General features: G+C 64.3%; 16 protein-coding genes. 10 read left to right on the top strand and 6 right to left on the bottom strand.

From position 1 onward, the window contains the following. Positions 1 to 129: 129 nt before the first annotated feature. The 3 genes from AC0L21_RS29305 (at position 130) to AC0L21_RS29295 (ending at position 5,320) form a co-directional block, all read left to right on the top strand. Complete coding sequence (locus AC0L21_RS29305) at positions 130 to 1,197, top strand: acyltransferase family protein (RefSeq protein WP_473265121.1); 1,068 nt, start codon at positions 130 to 132, stop codon at positions 1,195 to 1,197. A 194-nt stretch (positions 1,198 to 1,391) separates the two neighbouring features. After that, positions 1,392 to 4,439, top strand: a complete 3,048-nt coding sequence (gene polA, locus AC0L21_RS29300; RefSeq protein WP_473265120.1) for a DNA polymerase I — start codon at positions 1,392 to 1,394, stop codon at positions 4,437 to 4,439. A gap of 245 nt (positions 4,440 to 4,684) precedes the next feature. Next, complete coding sequence (locus tag AC0L21_RS29295) at positions 4,685 to 5,320, top strand: LysE family translocator (RefSeq protein ID WP_473265119.1); 636 nt, start codon at positions 4,685 to 4,687, stop codon at positions 5,318 to 5,320. A 149-nt stretch (positions 5,321 to 5,469) separates the two neighbouring features. Here AC0L21_RS29295 and AC0L21_RS29290 read toward each other — a convergent pair whose 3' ends face one another. Then, positions 5,470 to 6,096, bottom strand: a complete 627-nt coding sequence (locus AC0L21_RS29290; RefSeq protein WP_473265118.1) for a glutathione S-transferase family protein — start codon at positions 6,094 to 6,096, stop codon at positions 5,470 to 5,472. Between the two features lie 175 nt (positions 6,097 to 6,271). On the opposite strand from AC0L21_RS29290, the gene pyrE reads away from it, so the two are divergent. After that, positions 6,272 to 6,835, top strand: coding sequence for an orotate phosphoribosyltransferase (gene pyrE / locus AC0L21_RS29285; RefSeq protein ID WP_473265117.1), 564 nt, complete (start codon positions 6,272 to 6,274; stop codon positions 6,833 to 6,835). Positions 6,836 to 7,153: 318 nt separating this feature from the next. Beyond that, entirely contained in the window at positions 7,154 to 7,927 is a 774-nt protein-coding gene (locus AC0L21_RS29280; protein ID WP_473265116.1) for a DUF2865 domain-containing protein, read from the top strand. Between the two features lie 122 nt (positions 7,928 to 8,049). On the opposite strand, the gene AC0L21_RS29275 is transcribed toward AC0L21_RS29280, so the two are convergent. Further along, positions 8,050 to 8,481: a hypothetical protein gene (locus tag AC0L21_RS29275; protein WP_027514353.1), complete on the bottom strand. Its 432-nt coding sequence runs from the start codon at positions 8,479 to 8,481 to the stop codon at positions 8,050 to 8,052. 193 nt (positions 8,482 to 8,674) lie between these two features. Between AC0L21_RS29275 and AC0L21_RS29270 the strand changes: the two genes are divergently transcribed. Beyond that, positions 8,675 to 8,965 carry a GIY-YIG nuclease family protein gene (locus tag AC0L21_RS29270; RefSeq protein WP_473265115.1) on the top strand — a complete coding sequence of 97 codons (291 nt, stop codon included), beginning with the start codon at positions 8,675 to 8,677 and terminating at the stop codon, positions 8,963 to 8,965. 93 nt (positions 8,966 to 9,058) lie between these two features. Here AC0L21_RS29270 and AC0L21_RS29265 read toward each other — a convergent pair whose 3' ends face one another. Next, entirely contained in the window at positions 9,059 to 9,313 is a 255-nt protein-coding gene (locus tag AC0L21_RS29265; protein WP_473265114.1) for a hypothetical protein, read from the bottom strand. 205 nt (positions 9,314 to 9,518) lie between these two features. Between AC0L21_RS29265 and AC0L21_RS29260 the strand changes: the two genes are divergently transcribed. Continuing rightward, positions 9,519 to 12,035, top strand: a complete 2,517-nt coding sequence (locus tag AC0L21_RS29260) for a glycogen/starch/alpha-glucan phosphorylase (RefSeq protein WP_473265113.1) — start codon at positions 9,519 to 9,521, stop codon at positions 12,033 to 12,035. A gap of 94 nt (positions 12,036 to 12,129) precedes the next feature. Further along, positions 12,130 to 12,945, top strand: a complete 816-nt coding sequence (locus AC0L21_RS29255) for an acyl-CoA thioesterase (protein ID WP_473265112.1) — start codon at positions 12,130 to 12,132, stop codon at positions 12,943 to 12,945. 89 nt (positions 12,946 to 13,034) lie between these two features. Here AC0L21_RS29255 and AC0L21_RS29250 read toward each other — a convergent pair whose 3' ends face one another. From AC0L21_RS29250 to AC0L21_RS29240, 3 genes are all read right to left on the bottom strand, one after another. After that, positions 13,035 to 14,651 (bottom strand): phosphoenolpyruvate carboxykinase, encoded by a 1,617-nt coding sequence (locus AC0L21_RS29250; protein ID WP_473265111.1) that lies wholly within the window; start codon positions 14,649 to 14,651, stop codon positions 13,035 to 13,037. A gap of 301 nt (positions 14,652 to 14,952) precedes the next feature. Then, the gene (locus tag AC0L21_RS29245; protein WP_473265110.1) at positions 14,953 to 17,547 is read right to left on the bottom strand and encodes a CHAT domain-containing protein; all 2,595 of its coding nucleotides are present in this window, start codon (positions 17,545 to 17,547) and stop codon (positions 14,953 to 14,955) included. Between the two features lie 63 nt (positions 17,548 to 17,610). After that, complete coding sequence (locus tag AC0L21_RS29240; RefSeq protein ID WP_473265109.1) at positions 17,611 to 18,360, bottom strand: HugZ family pyridoxamine 5'-phosphate oxidase; 750 nt, start codon at positions 18,358 to 18,360, stop codon at positions 17,611 to 17,613. 241 nt (positions 18,361 to 18,601) lie between these two features. Here AC0L21_RS29240 and AC0L21_RS29235 point away from each other — a divergent pair, with 241 nt between their 5' ends. Next, a complete protein-coding gene (locus AC0L21_RS29235; protein WP_007597749.1) occupies positions 18,602 to 19,303 on the top strand; it encodes a response regulator transcription factor in 702 nt (233 codons plus the stop codon). Between the two features lie 116 nt (positions 19,304 to 19,419). Next, entirely contained in the window at positions 19,420 to 21,225 is a 1,806-nt protein-coding gene (locus AC0L21_RS29230) for a stimulus-sensing domain-containing protein (RefSeq protein WP_473265108.1), read from the top strand. Positions 21,226 to 21,229: the final 4 nt, after the last annotated feature.

Genomic DNA, 21,229 nt, shown 5'->3' with positions numbered 1-21,229 from the left:
GTGAGGGAACAGCCCGCGTACAAAAAACGGCACAGCACTTGTACCGGTAAAGAAATCGTAAGCAGCAAGGCGGCAAACTGCCCCGCGTTCACGCAGATCCTGGCGGAACACGCCTCAAAAAGAGACACCATGGCACCATCAGGCACAATCGCCGCGAGCGGGGGACTCAAGGCCCCGGCTGCTGGGCGCGTCGATTGGGTCGATTACGCCAAGGGCATCTGCATCGTCATGGTCGTGATGATGCATTCGGTGCTGGGGGTCGAGCTTGCTGCCGGCGAGACCGGTTTCATGCATGTCTTGGTGGCCTTCGCGAAGCCATTCCGGATGCCGGATTTCTTCCTGATTTCGGGTCTGTTCCTGCCACTGGTGATCGACCGGGACTGGCGAACCTATCTCGACCGCAAGGTGGTGCATTTCGCCTATTTCTATGTCGTCTGGGTGACAATCCAGTTCGGCTTCAAGGCCCCCGCATTCGCGGCGGAAACGAGCTGGCGCGACGCCGGCTTGCTCTATCTGGAATCCTTCGTCGAGCCGTTCGGCACGCTGTGGTTCATCTACCTTTTGCCGATCTTCTTCGTCGTCACAAAACTGACACGGCTGGTCCCGCCGCCCGCGATCTGGCTCATCGCGGCGGCACTAGAGACGGCGCGGGTCGCAACGGGCTGGACCGCGATCGACGAGTTCTGCGCGCGTTTCGTTTATTTCTATTCAGGCTATTTGTTCGCGCCCTACGTGTTCGCGCTGTCGGACCGCGCGCGCAATCATCCCGCATGGGCGCTGGCAGCGCTCGCGACATGGGCGCTGGTCAATAGCGGCTTGGTTATGCTCGGCGCCAGCGAGTGGAAATTCGTATCGCTCATGCTCGGCTTCGCCGGCGCCTGCGCCATCATCACGATGGGCACGCTGCTCGCGCGCGCGCAGTGGTTGAACGTTTTCCGTTTCTGCGGCGAACATTCGATCGTGATCTATCTCGCCTTCTTCCTGCCGATGGCGGCGACACGGACGCTGCTCTTGCGCACCGGCATCATTCCCGACATCGGCGCGGTGTCGTTGATCGTGACCATCGTCGGCGTGATCGGCTCGCTCGCGATTTGGCAGATCGCTCTGCGCCTTAGCGGCAATTTCCTGTTCGAGCGGCCCGATGCGTTCTGGATCGCGCCGAAGAAGACAGGGCCGGTGCTGCAGGCGGCGGAATAGCCGCCCTCTCGATGTCGTCGCCCGGCTTGACCGGGTGACCCAGCACGCCGAGACGTCAGTGATTGAGCCGAGAGGCCGCGGCGTACTGGATTCCCCGCTTTCGCGGGGAATGACAGTGGGGATAGCAGCGCCACGGGTCCAAAAATCCCCCTCCCAAGGCTGTCAAAGTCCGCAAAAATTCATACATTGCGGCCATGCCCAAGACATCCCCGAAGACCGTCGCCAAGGCCGAAACCAAACCCGCTGCTGCGACAGCTGCTGCCAAGCCCGTCGCCGCGAAGGCGGCCGGCAAGGGCGACCATGTCTTCCTGGTCGACGGTTCCGGCTACATCTTCCGCGCCTACCATGCGCTGCCGCCGATGAACCGCAAGTCCGACGGCTTGCAGGTCAATGCCGTGCTCGGCTTCTGCAACATGCTGTGGAAGCTTTTGCGCGAGATGCCCGAGGACAACCGGCCGACGCATCTGGCGATCATCTTCGACAAGTCGGAAATCACCTTCCGCAACAAGATCTATCCTGAGTACAAGGCGCACCGGGCGCCGGCGCCGGACGATCTGATCCCGCAATTTTCGCTGATCCGCGAAGCGGTACGCGCCTTCGACCTGCCTTGCCTGGAACAGGTCGGCTTCGAGGCCGACGATCTGATTGCGACCTATGTGCGTCAGGCCTGCGAGCGCGGCGCGAGCGCGACGATCGTGTCCTCCGACAAGGACCTGATGCAGCTCGTCACCGATTGCGTCACCATGTACGACACCATGAAGGACCGCCGCATCGGCATCCCCGAGGTGATCGAGAAGTTTGGCGTGCCGCCGGAGAAGGTGGTGGAGGTGCAGGCCCTGGCCGGCGATTCCACCGACAACGTTCCTGGCGTGCCCGGCATCGGCATCAAGACCGCGGCGCAGCTGATCGTCGAATATGGCGATCTCGAGCAACTGCTGTTCCGCGCCACCGAAATCAAACAGCCGAAGCGGCGCGAGGCGCTGATCGAGAACGCCGAGAAGGCGCGCATCTCACGGCAGCTCGTATTGCTCGACGACAAGGTCGACCTCGAAGTCCCGCTGGACGATCTCGCCGTCCACGAACCCGATGCGCGCAAGCTGATCGCGTTCCTGAAGGCGATGGAATTTTCCACGCTGACGCGCCGCGTCGCCGAGTTCTCGCAGATCGATCCGGCCAACGTCGATGCCGATCCGGGCTATTCCAGCGGCGCCAGCGTCTTCTCGCCGCTGCCGCCTTCCGACGTCGTGCCCGCCCCGGGAACCGGCACGCCGCAAGCGCCAGTGGGCCAGCGCAACGCATCGGCGACCAAGGAGGACAAGGCCGCGAGCCCGAAGGGCGCGCCGATTTCGCTCGCCGCCGCGCGCGAAGAGGCTTTGCGCAAGCTTACGGTCGATCGCAGCAAGTACCAGGCTATCAACAGCCTCGCGGAATTGAACGCCTTCATCGCGCGTATCCATGATGCCGGCCATGTCGCGGTCGAGATCCGGGCAAACTCGATCGATCCGATGCAGGCCGATCTCTGCGGCATCGCGCTGGCGCTGGCGCCGAACGAGGCCTGCTACGTGCCGCTGGCGCACAAGCAGTCCGGCGGCGGTGCCGGCCTGTTCGACGCCGGCCTCGCGCCCGACCAGGTCAGGCACAGTGATGCGATCGAGGCGTTGCGGCCGGTGCTGGAATCACCAGGCATTCTCAAGATCGGATTCGACGTCAAATTCACCGCGGTGATGCTGGCGCAGCACGGCATCACACTGCGCAACACCGACGATGCGCAGCTGATCTCCTACGTGCTCGACGCCGGCCGCGGCTCGCACGCGCTGGAGCAGCTGTCCGAGCGCTGGTTCGGTCACGCCATGCTCAAGGAGAACGAGCTGCTCGGCAGCGGCAAGGGCAAGATCACGTTCGACCAGGTGCCGATCGACAAGGCCGCGGCGCTCTCGGCGGAAGGCGCCGACATCACCTTGCGCGTCTGGCGCGTGCTGAAGCCGCGCCTTGTCGCCGAGCACATGACCACGGTCTACGAGACGCTGGAACGGCCGCTGGTATCGGTGCTCGCGCGCATGGAGCGGCGCGGCATCTCGATCGACCGCCAGGTGCTGTCGCGTCTCTCCGGCGACTTCGCCCAGACCGCGGCCCGCGTCGAGGCCGAGATCCAGCAGATCGCGGGCGAGCCGGTCAATGTCGGCAGCCCGAAGCAGATCGGCGACATCTTGTTCGGCAAGATGGGACTGTCCGGCGGCACCAAGACCAAGACCGGCGCGTGGTCGACCACCGCTCAGGTGCTCGACGAGCTCGCCGAGCAGGGCCACGACCTGCCGAAGAAGATTCTGGAGTGGCGCCAGGTCTCGAAGCTGAAATCGACCTACACCGACGCGCTGCCGACCTATGTGAATCCCCAGACCCATCGCGTCCACACGACCTACGCGCTGGCCGCGACCACGACGGGCCGGCTGTCGTCGAACGAGCCGAATTTGCAGAACATTCCGGTGCGCACCGAGGACGGACGCAAGATCCGGCGCGCCTTCATCGCAACGCCAGGGCACAAGCTCGTCTCCGCCGACTATTCGCAGATCGAGCTGCGGCTGCTTGCCGAGATCGCCGACATTCCCGTGCTGCAGCAGGCGTTCAAGGACGGTCTCGACATTCACGCCATGACCGCATCGGAAATGTTCGGCGTGCCGATCAAGGGCATGCCGAGCGAAATCAGGCGCCGCGCCAAGGCGATCAATTTCGGCATCATCTACGGCATTTCGGCGTTCGGCCTCGCCAACCAGCTCGGCATCGCACGCGAAGAGGCCTCCGCCTACATCAAGAAATACTTCGAGCGCTTTCCCGGCATCCGCGCCTACATGGACGAGACGCGCGACTTCTGCCGGAGCCACGGCTACGTCACCACGCTGTTCGGACGGAAGATGCACTATCCCGACATCAAGGCTTCGAACGCCTCGGTGCGCGCCTTCAACGAGCGCGCCGCGATCAACGCTCGGCTCCAGGGCACCGCCGCCGACATCATCCGCCGCGCCATGACGCGGATGGAGGATGCCCTGGTCCTGAAGAAGCTATCTGCGCAGATGCTGCTGCAGGTGCATGACGAATTGATCTTCGAGGTGCCGGACGCGGAGGTCGAGGCCACGCTCCCCGTCGTGCAGCACGTGATGCAGGACGCGCCGTTCCCGGCCGTGCTGCTCTCGGTGCCGCTGCACGTCGATGCACGCGCGGCGAACAATTGGGACGAGGCGCATTGATTTTTTTCTTACCTCACCCCGCTTGCGGGGAGAGGTCGGATCGCTCTTGCGATCCGGGTGAGGGGGTACAGGTACCACGGCCATCTCATGCGTGGAGAGGCCCCTCACCCCAACCCTCTCCCGAACGGGGCGAGGGAGCGCAGCGAGCGCGCGGCGGCGAATCAAATTGTCCTCCGTGCAATTGTGCGATGGCACGGCGAGGCCTCGCATACTAGAATCGTGCCATCTCCCGTGCCGGTTCAGCCATGCCCCACATCTCCGCCCTGCTCGGCTTCGCCCTCGTCTGCCTCGGTCTCGTACTCACGCCCGGGCCGAACATGATCTACCTGATCTCGCGTTCGATCACGCAAGGGCCGGCGGCGGGCATCGTCTCGCTCGGCGGCGTGGCGCTCGGCTTCGTGTTCTACATGCTGTGCGCGGCGTTCGGCATCACGGCGCTGCTGCTCGCCATTCCCTTTGCCTATGACGCGCTGCGCTTTGCCGGCGCCGGTTATCTGTTGTGGCTGGCCTTGCAGGCGGTGAAGCCGGGCGGGCGCTCGCCGTTCCAGGTGAAGCAGCTTGCGATCGACAGCCCGCGCAAATTGTTCGCAATGGGCTTCGTCACCAATCTGCTCAACCCGAAGATCGCGATGCTCTACCTCGCGCTGCTGCCGCAGTTCATCGATCCCAATGCCGGCAGCGTGCTGGCGCAGTCTGTGGTGCTCGGCGCAATCCAGATCGCGATCAGTGTCAGCGTGAATGCCATGATCGCGCTGGCGGCAGGGTCGATCGCGCTGTTCCTCGCAAGCCGGCCAAGCTGGATGGTGGTCCAGCGCTGGCTGATGGGCACGGTGCTGGCCGGGCTCGCGGCACGGATGGCGGTCGAGGCACGGAAGGTGTGAGGGCTTTTTCACCTCTCCCCGCCTGCGGGGAGAGGTCGGATCGCTCTTGCGATCCGGGCGAGGGGGTACAGGTCTCACGGCCATCTCATCCGCGGAGAGAGGCCCCTCACCCCAACCCTCTCCCCGTAAGAACGGGGAGAGGGAGAAGCTCAATCCAGCTTCGCCTCCATGCCCCGCTTCACCGCCGGGCGCGCCATCAGGGCCTCGTACCAGCGCTTGACGTGGGGAAAGTCGGCCAGGTCAACCTTGTGGCGAGGGTGACGCCAGGCCCAGCCCAGGATGGCAAAATCGGCAACCGAGAGCTCGCCGGCGACGAAATCGCGGGCCTCCAGCCGGCGGTCGAGGACGCCGTAGAGCCGCCGCGTCTCCGCCATGTAGCGCTTGAGGCCGTAGGCGCGGTCCTGCTCGTTCTCGAGCGCGATGAAATGGTGCACCTGGCCCGGCATCGGCCCGAAACCGCCCATCTGCCACATCAGCCATTCATAGACGGGGATGCGGCCCGAAAGCGGTTTCGGCAGGAATTTGCCGGTCTTTTCGCCGAGATACAGCAGGATCGCACCCGACTCGAAGATGCTGACGGGCTTGCCGTCCGGGCCATCCGGGTCGAGAATCGCGGGGATCTTGTTGTTGGGGGAGAGCTTCAGGAACTCCGGCGACATCTGTTCGCCCTTGCTGATGTTCACCGGGATCACCTTGTAGGGCAGCCCCATCTCCTCCAGCGCGACCGAGATCTTGCGGCCATTCGGCGTGTTCCAGGTGTGCAGCTCGATGGTCATTTTTCGCGTTTTCCTTCCCGGGGATATCCGGCCTCCACCTACTCCAGAACGTTGCACCACCACAACCGGCGGGCCGGGATGGCCGATCCCTGTTGACGAGGGAAGCCCCCTCTGGAATGTCGGGGCCGTCGCGGATAAATTCCGCCACTTCCAAAAACGCTCCCGAGGGCCCGCCGTGTCTAAATCAGCCTCCCGCGCCCGCCTGTTCGAGATCATCCGCCGGCGCTCCTTCGGCCGCGGGGAGGTGACGCTCGCGTCGGGCCGCAAGAGCGACTTCTACTTCAACCTCAAGCCGACCATGTTGGACCCGGAGGGTGCGACGCTGCTCGCCGAGCTGACCTATGAGGCGCTGAAGGACGACAAGCTCGATTTCATCGGCGGGCTCGAGATGGGCGCGGTGCCGCTGGCCGGCGCGCTGGCGCAGATCTCCTGGATCAAGGGCCATCCGATCGCGGCCTTCTTCGTGCGCAAGAAGCCGAAGGAGCATGGCGCGAAGCTCGCGATCGAGGGGCTGCCCAGGGGCGAGACGCTGGAGGGCAAGCGCGTCGTGATCGTCGAGGACGTCACCACCACCGGCGGCTCGGCCATGAAGGCGGTGGAAGCGGTGCGCGAGACCGGCGCTGAAGTGGTGCTGGTGCTGACCATGGTCGACCGCGAAGAAGGTGCCGACGACACCTTTGGCGCGGCCGGGCTTCCATTCCGCTCGCTGTACAAGGCGTCGGAGTTCTTGAAGGCTTGAGCGCTTTCTTCCCCCTCGCCCCGTTCTTACGGGGTCGCGACGAGCTTCGCTCGCGCTGAGAGGGTTGGGGTGAGGGGCCTCTCTCCACGGATGAGATAGCCGTGAGGCCTGTACCCCCTCACCCGAATTGCATCTTCGATGCAATCCGACCTCTCCCCGCACGCGGGGCGAGGTAAAAGGCCCTCAACCGCTCATTTACCATCCCGCCTTATGGTGAATCATGTGCTGAGACCTGATGGTCCCGGCCGGTTGGGTAGCATCGGGTGGAGTAAGCGTTTGCGTACAGTCATGTCCCATGCGCGCCGGCGGCGTCGCGCGATGCTCGTAGTTGCCACACTGGCAGCACCGCTGCTTGCGGCTCCGGCCCCGGTTTCGGCCGAAGGCTTGTTCGACTTCTTCTTCGGCGGAATGCAGCAGCAGCGGCCGCAGCGTGAGGTGCCGCAGCAGGCGAGCTCCTACGCCGACCCCTTCACCGGCCAGCAGAATGCCGCGTCCCCGCAATACGTGCCGCCGACGCGTTCGGCCGCGGCCGGCGGCTCGGGCCCGGCGTTCTGCGTGCGCAGCTGCGACGGCAAATATTTCCCGCTGATGCGCGGTCTCACCTCGCCCGCGCAGATGTGTCAGGCCTTCTGTCCTGCGAGCGCGACCAAGATCTATTTCGGCTCCTCGATCGACGGCGCAGCGTCGCAGACCGGCGAGCGCTATGCCGATAGCGAGAATGCGTTCGCCTATCGCAAGGCGCTGCGCGCTGATTGCACCTGCAACGGCCGCGAGCCGGTCGGCCTCGCGCCGGTCGATCTGGCGCTGGACTCCTCGCTGAAGCCCGGCGACGTGATCGCCACCAGCGACGGTCTCGTCGCCTATACCGGCATCCGCGTCGGCAACGACCAGGCCGCGGACTTCACCCCGGTCGCCTCCTATCCCGGTCTCACCGCGCAGGTCCGCGCACGGCTCGGCGAGATGAAGGTGGCGCCGGTGCGCGCCGACACGGTGGCGGCGGATGGCCCCGCCGCGGAGATCGTGCGCGAGACGCTGCCCGACGTGACGGTGCCGAAGACGCAGAAGCCGGCGAAGCGGGCGGGGCTGGATTGAAATCCTCATGGTGAGGAGCGCGGAACGCGCGTCTCGAACCATGAAGGCCCGCCTCGAGCAGATCGGCCTTCATGCTTCGAGACGCTTGCTGCGCAAGCTACTCAGGATGAGGGTTGAGACCGTCACCGCCCGATGATCACGCCGATCACGTTCGGCGCAGCTAGATATTTCTCCTCGATCGCCGCGCGCGCGGCGGCGCGGTTGTCTGCCGTGAGCAGGCCGCGCTTCTCGGCCAGGATCATCCAGCAAAAACCCCACCAGTCGGTGAGCATGCCCTGATCGTCGACGAGGTCATAACCCTGCTCTGCGGCGAAGATGCGCGCATGCGCCTCGTCCAACGTGTCGAGGAACAGATGGTCCTCGGCCGAGAACAGATCGTCGCTGACGTCGTCGATGGTGTAGCCCCAGATCGACTGGCACACCGCGTTGAACTCGCGGTCGAACTGGTCGTCGTCGACCGCGTAGCGCCGCGCCGCCTGATGCAGCCGCGACAGCGAGCGCGCGAAATCGGCGATCCTGGTGAGGGCAAATTGATCGAAGGCAATGGTGGACATGTAGTCCTCGCGAAGTCTGGCAGACGCTAGATATTGTGTCGGCAACACGCCGAATCACAATGATATATCAAAGACTTGCTAAAGTGTTCTTAATTTGTTCTGATGCTGGTGCGATTGTTGGAGAGTGTCGTCCCGGCGAAAGCCAGGACCCATTACCCCGGTCAGCGTTGCCTTGGCGAAGTTGAGCACACCTATGAGCGCAGGCAGCTACTACGTCTATATTCTCGCAAGCCGTCACCACGGCACGATCTACATCGGCGTGACTAGTCAAATCCGCGCACGGCTTGAATTACACCGGTCGGGTCGAGGCTCCAAGTTCGTGCAAAAGTACAAGATCTTCCGCCTTGTGCACGTTGAAACGTTCGCTACACCGCAAGAGGCGATCGCGCGCGAGAAGCAATTGAAGTTCTGGAAGCGGGATTGGAAGATCAAGCTGATCGAGGAGGAGAATCCCGACTGGAATGACCGGTCGGGCCTCCTCTGAAAGTCGGGGTAATGGGTCCTGGCTTTCGCCAGGACGACATTTGAGTGGGAGCCTTCGCCGGGACGACACCGTTTTTGTAGCGCGCGATCGTCCTCACATCGCCGACATCAACCTGTCCCCACACGCGCTCGCGTAAAACTTGCCGCCGCATTGGCGCTTGATGGCGGCGCAGCGGGTGGCGGGCGTTGCGTTTTGCGGGAGCGAGACGGCGCAGCTCAGGCCGTCGGCGCTACGGCCCATCTTGCCGGCGGCGAAGGCGGCGCTGGAGGCGGTAATGCAGACGACGAGGAAGGTGGCCGCGGCAATTTCGATCAGCCGTCGCATCACAGGTGTCATCAGAGCTTTCATGGACGTCTCCTCCACACTGATGGCTGAATTGGCCGCCATTCTAGCACCAAATCCACGTTTCCCCGTATGCGTCCGGGTTCCCAAATCGGCCCGTTCCTTGCATAATTTTACGCCATCGCAGTGCACGGTCGCACCAGCAATGGTTCCGGTACAGAGGCAAGATGCGTAGGGTCAGTAGTGTTCTCGCGACCAGGAAGTGACGACTTTGCAAGATTCATCGTTCCAGCCCAATTTCCCCGCCGCCAACCAGCCCATCGACGAACTCGCGCTGGCTGAGATCAAGGGCGCGATCCTGGCGAAGCTGCGCCTTGCCATCGGCAAGGATGCTGGCATGGCGACCAAGCACGATTGGTACCAGGCCGCGGCGCTGGCGCTGCGCGACCGCATCGTGCATCGCTGGCTCACGGCCGAGAAACACAGCTACGATGCGGGGCGCAAGCGCGTCTATTATCTCTCGCTCGAATTCCTGATCGGCCGCCTCTTCAGCGACGCCCTGAACAATATGGGGCTGCTCAAGATCTTCGAGGTCGCGCTCGGCGATCTCGGCGTTTCCTTGCCTGAGCTGCGCAAATGCGAGCCGGACGCCGCGCTCGGCAATGGCGGCCTCGGACGGCTCGCCGCCTGCTTCATGGAAAGCATGGCGACGCTGTCGATCCCCGCGATCGGCTACGGCATCCGTTATGATTACGGCCTTTTCCGCCAGATCATCAATCAGGGTTGGCAGCAGGAATATCCGGACGAATGGCTCGGCTTCGGCAATCCCTGGGAATTGCAGCGCCCCGAAGTGATCTACGACATTCGCTTCGGCGGCGGTGTCGAGCATGTCGAAGACAAGGGCCGCGATCGCGCGATCTGGCATCCGTCCGAGACCGTGCAGGCGATGGCCTATGACACGCCGATCGTCGGCTGGCGCGGCCAGCATGTCAACGCGCTGCGGCTGTGGTCGGCGCGCTCGCCCGATCCGTTGAAGCTCGACGCCTTCAACACCGGCGACTATGTCAGCGCCAGCGCCGAGCAGTCGCGCGCGGAAGCGATCTGCAAATTCCTGTACCCGAACGACGAGAGCCCGGCCGGCCGCGAGCTGCGCCTGCGCCAGGAATATTTCTTCGTCTCGGCTTCGCTGCAGGATCTGATCAAGCGGCATCTTGCATCCGACGGCCAGCTCCGCAGCCTGTCGAGCAAGGTCGCGGTGCAGCTCAACGACACGCATCCGAGTCTTGCCGTCACCGAGTTGATGCGGATCCTGATCGACGACCACAATTTCCGCTGGGACGAGGCCTGGAAGATCACGGTCGCCACGCTGTCCTACACCAACCACACGCTGCTGCCCGAGGCGCTGGAGACCTGGCCGGTCGAACTGTTCGAACGGCTGTTGCCGCGTCATCTCGAGATCATCTACCGCATCAACGTGCAGCATCTCGCGCTCGCGGAAGCGCGCGCCCCCGGCGACATCGACTTCCGCGCCTCGGTCTCGCTGATCGACGAGAGGAGCGGGCGGCGCGTGCGCATGGGCCAGCTCGCCTTCGTCGGCTCGCACCGCATCAACGGCGTCTCCGCGATGCATTCGGACCTGATGCGCGAGACCGTGTTCCACGACCTCAACCATCTCTACCCCGGCCGCATCACCAACAAGACCAACGGCATCACCTTCCGCCGCTGGCTGATGCTGGCGAACCCGAAACTGACCGATCTGTTGCGCGAGACCTGCGGCGACGCCGTGCTCGATGATCCGACGCAGCTCAGCCTGATCGAAGCCCGCGCCAGCGACGTCGAATTCCAGAAGAGGTTCCGCGCGGTCAAGCTTCACAACAAGACGGCGCTGGCGCGCCTGATCGGCGAGCGGCTCGGTATCAAGGTCGATCCGAGCGCGCTGTTCGACGTGCAGATCAAGCGCATCCACGAATACAAGCGCCAGCTTCTCAACGTCATCGAGACCGTCGCGCTGTACCAGGCGATCAAGGACGATCCCAACGGCAACTGGGTGCCGCGGGTGAAGATCTTTGCGGGCAAGGCGGCGGCGAGCTACCGCTACGCCAAGCTGATCATCAAGCTGATCAACGACGTCGCGGAAGTCGTCAACAACGATCCCGCGATCGGCGGCAAGCTCAAGGTCGTCTTCCTGCCCGACTACAATGTCAGCCTTGCCGAAGTGATCATTCCCGCGGCCGACCTCTCCGAGCAGATCTCGACGGCCGGCATGGAAGCCTCTGGCACCGGCAACATGAAGCTGTCGCTCAACGGCGCCCTCACCATCGGCACGCTCGACGGCGCCAACATCGAGATCCGCGATCACGTCGGCGCGGAGAACATCGCGATCTTCGGCATGGAAGCCGGCGACGTCATGATCCGGCGCAAGCAGGGGCTGGACGCTTCCGACGTGATCCGCAATTCGCCGAAGCTCCAGCGCGCCATCAACGCGATCGGCGCCGGCGAATTCTCGCCCGGCGATCCCGGCCGCTTCGAATCCATCGCGCACGCGCTGCGCTATCTCGACCATTACATGGTCAGCGCCGATTTCGATTCCTATTACGAGGCGCAGCGCAGCGTCGATGCGCGCTGGCAGGTGGCGCCGGCCTGGACCCGCGCCTCGATCCTCAACGTCGCGCGCATGGCGTGGTTCTCCTCCGACCGCACCATTCGCGAATACGCCGAGGAGATCTGGAACGTGCCGGTGAATCCGACCACGCCGTTGCTGCCGACCTTGCGCGACGTCGCGGGCTGAATTTCCGTGGCGTGAAATCGGTTACTCCCGAGGTAATTGCACAAGCCGGCGACGGACGTGATATGACGTCCGTCATTGAACGCCGGATCAAACAATGCACGCCAAGCTCCCGCACCCTTTCGACGACGCCACTCGCGTCACCGCCGGCGACTCGAGCTGGCAGGGACACACCAGCGACGACTATTGGGCCTTTGTCGGCCCGTTCGGCGGCATCACGGCCGCGACGATCCTGCGTGCGCTGATCGAGCATCCGGAACGTGCCGGCGATCCGCTGGCGCTCACCGTCAATTATTGCGCACCGATCGCGAAGGGGCCGTTCGATCTGGATTTGCGGCTGGTGAAGGCCAACCGCTCCAGCCAGCACTGGAGCGTCGAACTGTCGCAAGGCGGCGGCGAGGTCGCAACGCTCGCCACCGCGGTGTTCGCCGAGCGCCGGCCGTCCTGGGAGCACAGGGTGGCGCAATATCCCGACGCAAAGCCGTTCGACGAGACGATGCCGTTCCCGAAGATCGCGGCGTCCTGGGCCAACCAGTATGAATTCCGCTTCGTCGAGGGCGAGATGCGGATCGGCCCGCCCAAGCCCGAGCTCGCCAGCACTTACTCAAAGCTCTGGATCAGTGATCGCACGCCGCGCAAGCTGGACTTGCCGTCGCTGATGTCGATGTCGGACGCCTTCTTCGGCCGCATCTTTCACGCGCGGCGCGAGCTGGTGCCGTTCGGCACGGTGTCGCTGACGACGTATTTTCACACGGACGCCGAAGAGCTCGCGGCCGAGGACATCACGCGCGTGCTGGCGACCGCAGATTCAAAGATCATGCACAAGAGCTACGCCGACCAGAACGCCGAGCTGTGGTCGCCGAACGGAAGGCTGCTCGCGACGACCACGCAGGTCGCGTATTTCAAGGCGTGAGCGGACTCTTCCCCTCTCCCGCAAGGGGACAAAGAAAGACAAAAAGGGCGGCCTCGCGGCCGCCCCTTTACATTCCAGCCAGAGAGAAACTACTCCGCCGCGAGCTTCACGTCCGGCGCGGCCGCGCGCACTTCGGCGTCGACCTGGGCTTCGAACTTGGCAAAGTTCTTCTGGAACATGCCGACCAGCGCGCGGGCGGTCTTGTCGAACTCGTCCTTGTCCTTCCAGGTGTTGACCGGGTTGAGTATCTCGCTCGGCACGCCCGGCAGCGCGGTCGGGACCGCGAAACCGAAATATTTATCGGTGCGGAATTCGACGTTGCGAAGCGAGCCGTCGAGCGCAGCGGTGAGCAGCGCGCGCGTCACCTTGATCGGCATGCGCGAGCCGGTGCCGTACTTGCCGCCGGTCCACCCGGTGTTGACCAGCCAGCAGTCGACATTGTGCTGGGCGATCAGGTCGCGCAGCATGTTGCCGTAGACGGAGGGGTCGAGCGGCAGGAAGGGCGAGCCGAAGCAGGTCGAGAATTCCGGCTGCGGCTCATTGCCGAGACCACGCTCGGTGCCCGCGACCTTGGCGGTGTAGCCCGAGAGGAAGTGATACATCGCCTGCGCCGGCGAAAGCTTGGCGATCGGCGGCAGCACGCCAAAGGCGTCGGCGGCGAGCATCACCACGTTCTTGGGCTGCGGGGCGCGGCCGGTGCGCGAGGCGTTCGGGATGAATTCGAGCGGATAGGCCGAGCGCGTATTCTCGGTCTTGGAGCCGTCGTCGAAATCGACCACGCGGGTGTCTTCGTCCAGCACGCAATTCTCGAGCACCGCGCCGAAGCGGGTCGAGGCGGCGTAGATCTCGGGCTCGGCTTCCTGCGACAGCTTGATGCACTTGGCATAGCAGCCGCCTTCGAAATTGAAGATGCCGTTCGGGCCCCAGCCGTGCTCGTCATCGCCGATCAGAGTACGGTTCGGATCGGCTGACAGCGTGGTCTTGCCGGTGCCGGACAGGCCGAAGAAGATCGCGGCATCGCCCTTGGCGCCGACATTGGCCGAGCAATGCATCGGCATCACGCCGCGCTCGGGCAGATAGTAGTTCAGCGTGGTGAAGACCGACTTCTTCATCTCGCCGGCATAGTAGGAGCCGGCGATCAGCACGATCTTGCGGGCGAAATCAATCGCGACGACGTTCTCCGACTTGCAGCCATGGCGCTTCGGATCGGCGCGGAAGCTCGGCATGTCGATGATGGTGAGCTCGGGCACGAACGCCGAGAGCTCGATCGCCTCGGGACGAATCAGCAGCGTGCGGATGAACAGCGAGTGCCACGCGAGCTCGGTGAAGACGCGGGTCTTGATGCGATAAGCCGGATCGGCGCCGCCATAGAGGTCCTGCGCGAACAGCGACTTGCCTTCGGCGTGCTTGAGGAAGTCCTGGTAGAGCGTCTCGAACTGCTCTGCGGTGATCGACTGGTTGCCGGCCCACCACATCTTCTTGTCGGTGGTGGCGTCACGCACCGTGAATTTGTCCTTGGGGCTGCGGCCGGTAAACTCGCCGGTGTCGGCGCAGAGCGCGCCATCAGCCGACAGCACCGCCTCGCCCGCGGAGAGCGAGTATTGATAGAGTTGCGGCGCACCGAGGTTCCAGTGAACCTGCTTGAGATTCTTTAAGCCGAATTTGTCGGCGCCGAAGGCACCGTTGCGCACGCCCGTCTCTTGCACGAAAAATCCTCCTAGAACCCACTCAGCGCGATCATGCTTGGCGCCGCCGCGGTCACCGTGATTACAGGCCGTCCGGCCTCGGTTGGAACGACCTAATACTGATGAACGCTGGCGTTGCCAAGCTGATCCCTTAGGATTTGGTTTATTCAAGGACCGCGCCAAACGTCGCGCATGTCAGCTCTGAGCAGGCGCATCAAAAAATCAACAATGATCGCGCAACCAAATAGGCGTTTCGGCGTTTCCCAAGGTTATTGCGTCGCACAACGCCGAATACAGTCTCGATGAAATTTCCAAGCCCACCCTATCTTACCGCGCCTTCGCCGATGAGCGCGAACGGCCCCCACATTGCAGGATAGGCGTTGCGGGGAGACGAGGTGTCGTCAACATAGGTTAACATTGCGCGGCGCAAGGCTTCGGCACGCCCCATTTTTGGTTCGTTTTTGAGCAGCTCGAAAGTCATCGTGGTCAGGCGTGTAGCAGCTTCCGAATCCACGGCCCAATGCGAGACCAGCAGTGCGCGCGCACCGGCGTAGAAGAACGAGCGCGCCAGTCCCGACAGGGCCTCGGCGCCGGGCTTGTCGCCTGCGATGGTGTTGCAGGCCGACAGCACAACCCAATCCGCATTGAGCTTGAGCTGAGCGACTTCACTTGCGGTGAGTAGACCGTCGTCGAGCTCCGTGGGCTGATCGGGAATGGAGAGCGCGAGCGAGGGCTCACCCAGTCCCTTGATGTCGCCGGCAACGAGGCCGTGGGTGGCAAAGTAGATGATGCCGTATTGAGCAAGCGCTGCACGCTTGAGCGTCGTCTCGCTGGCGTCCCGGCCGAGATGAATATCGGTCTCGGCCGCCCCGACATCCCTGGCCACCGCGTTCAACTCATCGGCGGTATCAGGCAGTTGCGGCAGCGCCTGCGCAAGCCGTGCGCGATCGACGCCGGCACCGCGCCAGAAATCACTATAGGCGATGGTCGCGATGCTGCGCGCGGCGACCTTGCCGTTCGCCGCGCGCCGCTCGGCGGGCCCTTCCAGTGCAGGATTGAACACGGGATCGCCGAAGCCGGTCATCGGCTTCACGCTTTGGTCCCGGCGCGCGAAGGCGCGCAGCGATTTCAGACTGACCACCGAGGGCAGCACCGAGACGGCCTGACGCCGCAGCAGCCAGGCAGCGCCGCGATAGCCTTCGAGCGTGTCCGGGATCGCAGCCTGCGGCTTCTCGGTGACGAGCAGATGAAACGGCAATGCGGTCAGCGCAGCCGACGGCACCACCAGCAGGCTGCGCTTGTCCTTTGTCAACGCCTCGACCGGACCGAGCAGCGCGACATGGAGCTCGTTGGCGAGCGCGAGATCGAACAATCCGGATTTGCCGGAGGCATCGCGCGCTTTGCCGACGTCGAGTCCCTTGCGGAATGCCGTCACCTTCTGCGTCAGCGCATCCGCGCCGAGTGGAATCGCCTTCCAGTCGACGCCCTCGCGCGTGATCGCGATGACATAGCTCTGCTTGTCGACGACGGAGTAGAGCACCATCGCCTCGTCGGCCGACAGCAGCAGCTGAATGTCCTTTGCCGTCAACGGCAGGGGATTGGAGAGCGACGCGTAGTCGGGAAACTCGACCGCGAGCGTCTTCTGCAAGCCCGCACGCTCGTTGGTAATCGTTGCAATCCGCGCGCGGCTGCGCTGCTCGCTTGCGAGATCGCGCTGCGCGGATTGCTTCGAGACCGCGGTGACGATCGCCTTGTCGAGCGCCTCGGACTCAGCCGCGAGATCCTGGTCCCGGCGCACCAACTCGGCGAGCCGGTCGCTGCCGGCGGCAAGCCGAACCGCGAGCTTGTTCACGGCGGATGCGGCGGAGGATTGCGTGCCGCGCTGGATCGCGGCGAGGGCCTCGTCCAGCGCCTTGTCGCCGGCCAGCAGATCCTGTTGCCGTGCGGCGAACAGGACCGGCAACACGACGCGCAACTGGGCGCGATCGCCCCGAAGTGTCCTTTCCGCGAACGGCAATGCGTCCGCGGCGCGCCCGGCCACGTAGAGGAAATAAGCGAGATTGCTGGTCGAGGTCATGACGTCAGGATGATCGGGCCCGAGCGCATTTTCGCGGATGACCAGCGCGCGGCGATAGAGCGGCTCGGCGTCGCCGTAGCGCTGCTGGTGCTCGTAGAGGCCGGCGAGATTGTTCAGCGAGCGGGCAACATCGGGATGATCCGGTCCCAGCACTTTCTCCCGGATCGCCAGCGAGCGCTTGATCGGCGCTTCCGCGTCCGCATCGCGGTTGAGATCGCGATAGACTTGGCCGAGATTGTTCAGGACCGTGGCCACTGCCGGATGCTCGGGGCCGCCGGCCTTCTGATAGATCGCGAGCGCCCGCTGAAACAACGGTTCCGCGTCGGCATAGTGCTGCTGTTTCACATAGAGCGTGGCGAGATTATTGAGCGACTGCCCGACATCGGGATGCTCCCGCGACAATCCCTTCTCGCGAACGGCGAGCGCGCGCCTGAACAGCGGCTCGGCCTCAGCGTAGCGGCTCTGCCGCTGGTAAAGCGCGGCGAGATTGCTCAGTTCGGCTCCAATCAGCGGGGTTTCGAGACCGAGCGACTTTTCCATCAGCATGATGGCGCGCTTGTAGAGCGGCTCGGCCAGATCGTCGTGGCCCTGACCGGCATGAACCTGGCCGAGGTTGTTCAGCGCCGCGGCGAGCTCGCGACCGGTGTCGCTCTTCTCCAGGTTCGCGACCATGCCTTGCGCCAAAGGCAGTGCTTCCGAATATCTGCCGGCGCTCATCAGTGCGTTGATTCGCGCGCTCTCCGCGGCGAGACCTTTTTGGGCAACGCCAGGCGTGACTAGCGATGCGGTGATCGCGAGCGCCAAACCCGCAACCAGCGTCAGTCTCTTCCATTCTGCCATGACGCTCTCGCCGCCGCCTTCAGACCGGTAACGAACTTGGGTCGCGGCGATGGGCAGCAGCGTTCAATGTGTTGCGCTCTCGTCCATCCTGGTGCGCGCTTCGCCGGCGAGGCGAACCAGCATCTTGCGCAGCGCGGTGCCATCAGCCACGCGCTCCGGGAAGTCCAGCCGCAAGGCGGTCTGGCCGTCCTGCATGTCGAGGCCCTCCGGATCGCAGCCGGTGCAGCGCCAGTCGCCTGGGGCAGCGCCGAGCAGCTTTGTTGCATAGAGGCCCATGGCGTCGCGGTGGTCGGCATTCATGTGCTCGACCGCCCCCTCCTCCGCCGCCAGCAATTCCTCAGTCCCCGTGAGGTCGGTCAGGAATTGCTCCGGCTTGAGGTCGACGATCCGGCCGAAGCCGGCGACCAGATGGGTTCCCGTGGGCCGAATCCGGAAGAAGGAGAAATCCTTAAACGAAACAAAGGCCTCCGCGGAGGGATGGGCATTGAGGTACCGTCGCCGGAGCAGATCCTTGTCCGCATCGGCCGGCTCGGCATGGCCGGACAGCATGATCCGGGCGCCCTCCAGCGGATCACCCGCCGCCCGCTCGTCCAGCATCAGGGACACCCGGCTGTCGGCCAGGATGTTTTTGGTGTGCACGGCCAATCCCGAGATCAGCAGGATCGGAGAGCCATCCGGGTGGCTGGCCAGATTGACCAGGGAACAATATGGATCGCCGCTGCCGGCCATCAATGTCGCCAGGGCCCCCTGCCGTGACCGCCGCAGCAGCGATTTGGCGAGCTTTCCGGGGTCGAAATCGGGGGTCGGTTGCATCGGCTTTCTCGGGTCAGGTGGTTGCATGGAGGGCCTTTTTTCGGGTAAACCGGGGCCTGATTATGGGTCGAACGCGGCGAATCTGCCGTGTTTCGTGGAACTTGGTCACACTTCAGCCTAGCTTGCATTGCTCGGTGACAAGGTTCGAATGCCAACATCGGCACCCATGTATGCGGCGCATCAGTGGATTGCTCGCCGTTTTCAAGCCACGACCCAAACGGAAAGCAGAAAGCAGAGGCTCATGCCCACAATCGCTTTGGTCGACGACGACCGCAACATTCTCACATCCGTCTCGATCGCGCTGGAGGCCGAAGGCTATCGCATCATGACCTATACCGACGGCGCCTCCGCGCTCGACGGTTTCCGCACCACCCAGCCCGATCTTGCCATCCTCGACATCAAGATGCCGCGCATGGACGGCATGGAGACCTTGCGCCGGCTGCGGCAGAAATCCGACCTGCCCGTGATCTTCCTGACCTCCAAGGACGAAGAGATCGACGAGCTGTTCGGCCTCAAGATGGGCGCCGACGACTTCATCCGCAAACCGTTCTCGCAGCGCCTGCTGGTCGAGCGCGTCAAGGCGGTGCTGCGCCGTTCGGCGCCGAAGGACCCGACCGTCACGCCGAAGGAGAACGACGCCAAGGCGCTCGACCGCGGCCTGCTGCGCATGGATCCTGAACGGCACACCTGCACCTGGAAGAACGAGCCGGTGACGCTGACCGTCACCGAATTCCTGATCCTGCAGGCGCTCGCGACCCGGCCCGGCGTGGTGAAGAGCCGCAACGCGCTGATGGACGCCGCCTATGACGACCAGGTCTATGTCGACGACCGCACCATCGACAGCCACATCAAGCGGCTGCGCAAGAAGTTCAAGGTGGTCGACAACGAGTTCGAGATGATCGAGACGCTCTACGGCGTCGGCTACCGCTTCAAGGAAGCCTGAGGCGCACGCGCCTCCACGAAAGACCGAGAGCATCGCCGGTTCTGATTCCATCGGCACCGGGATGGCTCTAGGATGCGGGGACCTTCGCACGAGCTGTCCTAACGCGGGCGTGAGCATTGCTTGACCGAACGCAGCCTGACGAGAACCAGAACGCCGAGGACGCCAGCGCCCACGGCGCTCCGGATCAATTGGCCGAGGACAAGCCGGCCGTGCAGGGCTGGCGTCCGCTGAACTGGCTGAAGCGCGCCGGGCAGTTCTTCTTCGCGCTGTCCTTCTCGAGCCTGACCCGCCGCATCGTCTCGCTCAACCTCGCCGGCCTGGTCGCGCTGGTGGCGAGCATCCTCTATCTGTCGCAATTCCGCGCCGGCCTGATCGACGCGCGCGCGCAGAGCCTGCTGGTGCAGGCGGAGATCATCGCCGGCGCCATCGCGGCCTCCGCGACGGTGCAGACCAACGCCATCACCATCGACCCCGACCGGTTGCTCGACCTCAAGCCGGGCGAGACCTATGGCGGGTCGGACGAGTATTCCCCGCTGGATTTTCCGATCAATCCGGAGCGCGTGGCGCCGGTGCTGCGCACGCTGATCTCGCCGACCAAGACGCGCGCCCGCATCTACGACCCGAACGGCAGCCTGCTGGTCGACAGCCGCAGCCTCGATACCGTGGTGCGCTTCCCCCTGCCGTCAGTCTCCGCCGAGAAGCCGGGCATGGTCGAACGCGGCATGGTCGCGGTCCGTACCTGGCTCAATCGCGGCGACCTGCCGCTCTATCGCGAGCTCGGCCCCGAGAACGGCAATGGCTATGCGGAGGTCGGCGACGCGCTCCAGGGCCAGAAGCGCTCGATGGTGCGGGTCAATGCGCGCGGCGAGGTGATCGTCTCGGTCGCGGTCCCCGTACTGCGCTCGCGCGCCATCCACGGCGCGCTGATGCTGTCGACGCAGGGCGACGACATCGACCAGATGGTCACCGCCGAGCGCCTCGCCATCCTCAAAGTGGGCGGCGTCGCCGCCGCCGTCATGATCATGCTGTCGCTGCTGCTCGCCAGCACGATCGCAGGTCCGGTCCGCCGGCTCGCCGACAGCGCCGAGCTGATCCGTCGCCGCATCAGGACCCGGGTCGAGATTCCCGACTTCACCCGTCGTCGCGACGAGATCGGCCATCTCTCCGGTGCGCTGCGCGACATGACCAGTGCACTCTACAGCCGCATCGAAGCGATCGAGATGTTCGCCGCCGACGTCGCGCACGAATTGAAGAACCCGTTGACCTCCTTGCGCTCCGCGGTCGAGACGTTGCCGCTGGCGCGCAACGAGAACAGCCGCGCGCGCCTGCTCGAGGTGATCGAGCATGACGTCAAGCGGCTCGACCGGCTGATCTCGGACATCTCCGATGCCAGCCGTCTCGATGCCGAACTGCAGCGCCAGGATGCGATCCCGGTCGATTTGCGCCGCCTGCTGACGACGCTCGTCTCCGTCGCCAATGAAACCAAGCTCGGCCATGACGTCGCGGTCGAAATGCGTTTCGAGGGCCGCAGCCCGACCGACAATTTCGCCGTGACCGGCCACGATTCGCGGCTCGGACAGGTGGTCTCCAACCTGCTCTCCAACGCACAGTCCTTCTCCGAGCCCGGCAACAAGGTGCGCCTCACCTGCCGCCGCGTGCGCGGAGAGATCGAGATCGTGATCGACGACGACGGCCCCGGAATCCGCGACGACGCGCTGGAGCGCATCTTCGAGCGCTTCTACACCGACCGACCTCATCAGGGCTTTGGCCAGAATTCCGGCCTCGGTCTGTCGATCTCCAAGCAGATCGTCGACGCGCATGGCGGACGCATCTGGGCGGAGAACCGTCCCGGCCCGGCGGACGAGGACGGAGCGCCGAGTGTTGTCGGCGCGCGCTTCGTGGTGAGGCTGCCGGCGCTATGAGCCA

This window comes from Bradyrhizobium sp. WSM4873, from assembly GCF_055811355.1.
The sequence above is the reverse complement of the archived record's forward strand: the minus strand, read 5'-3'. Positions and strand labels throughout refer to the sequence as shown.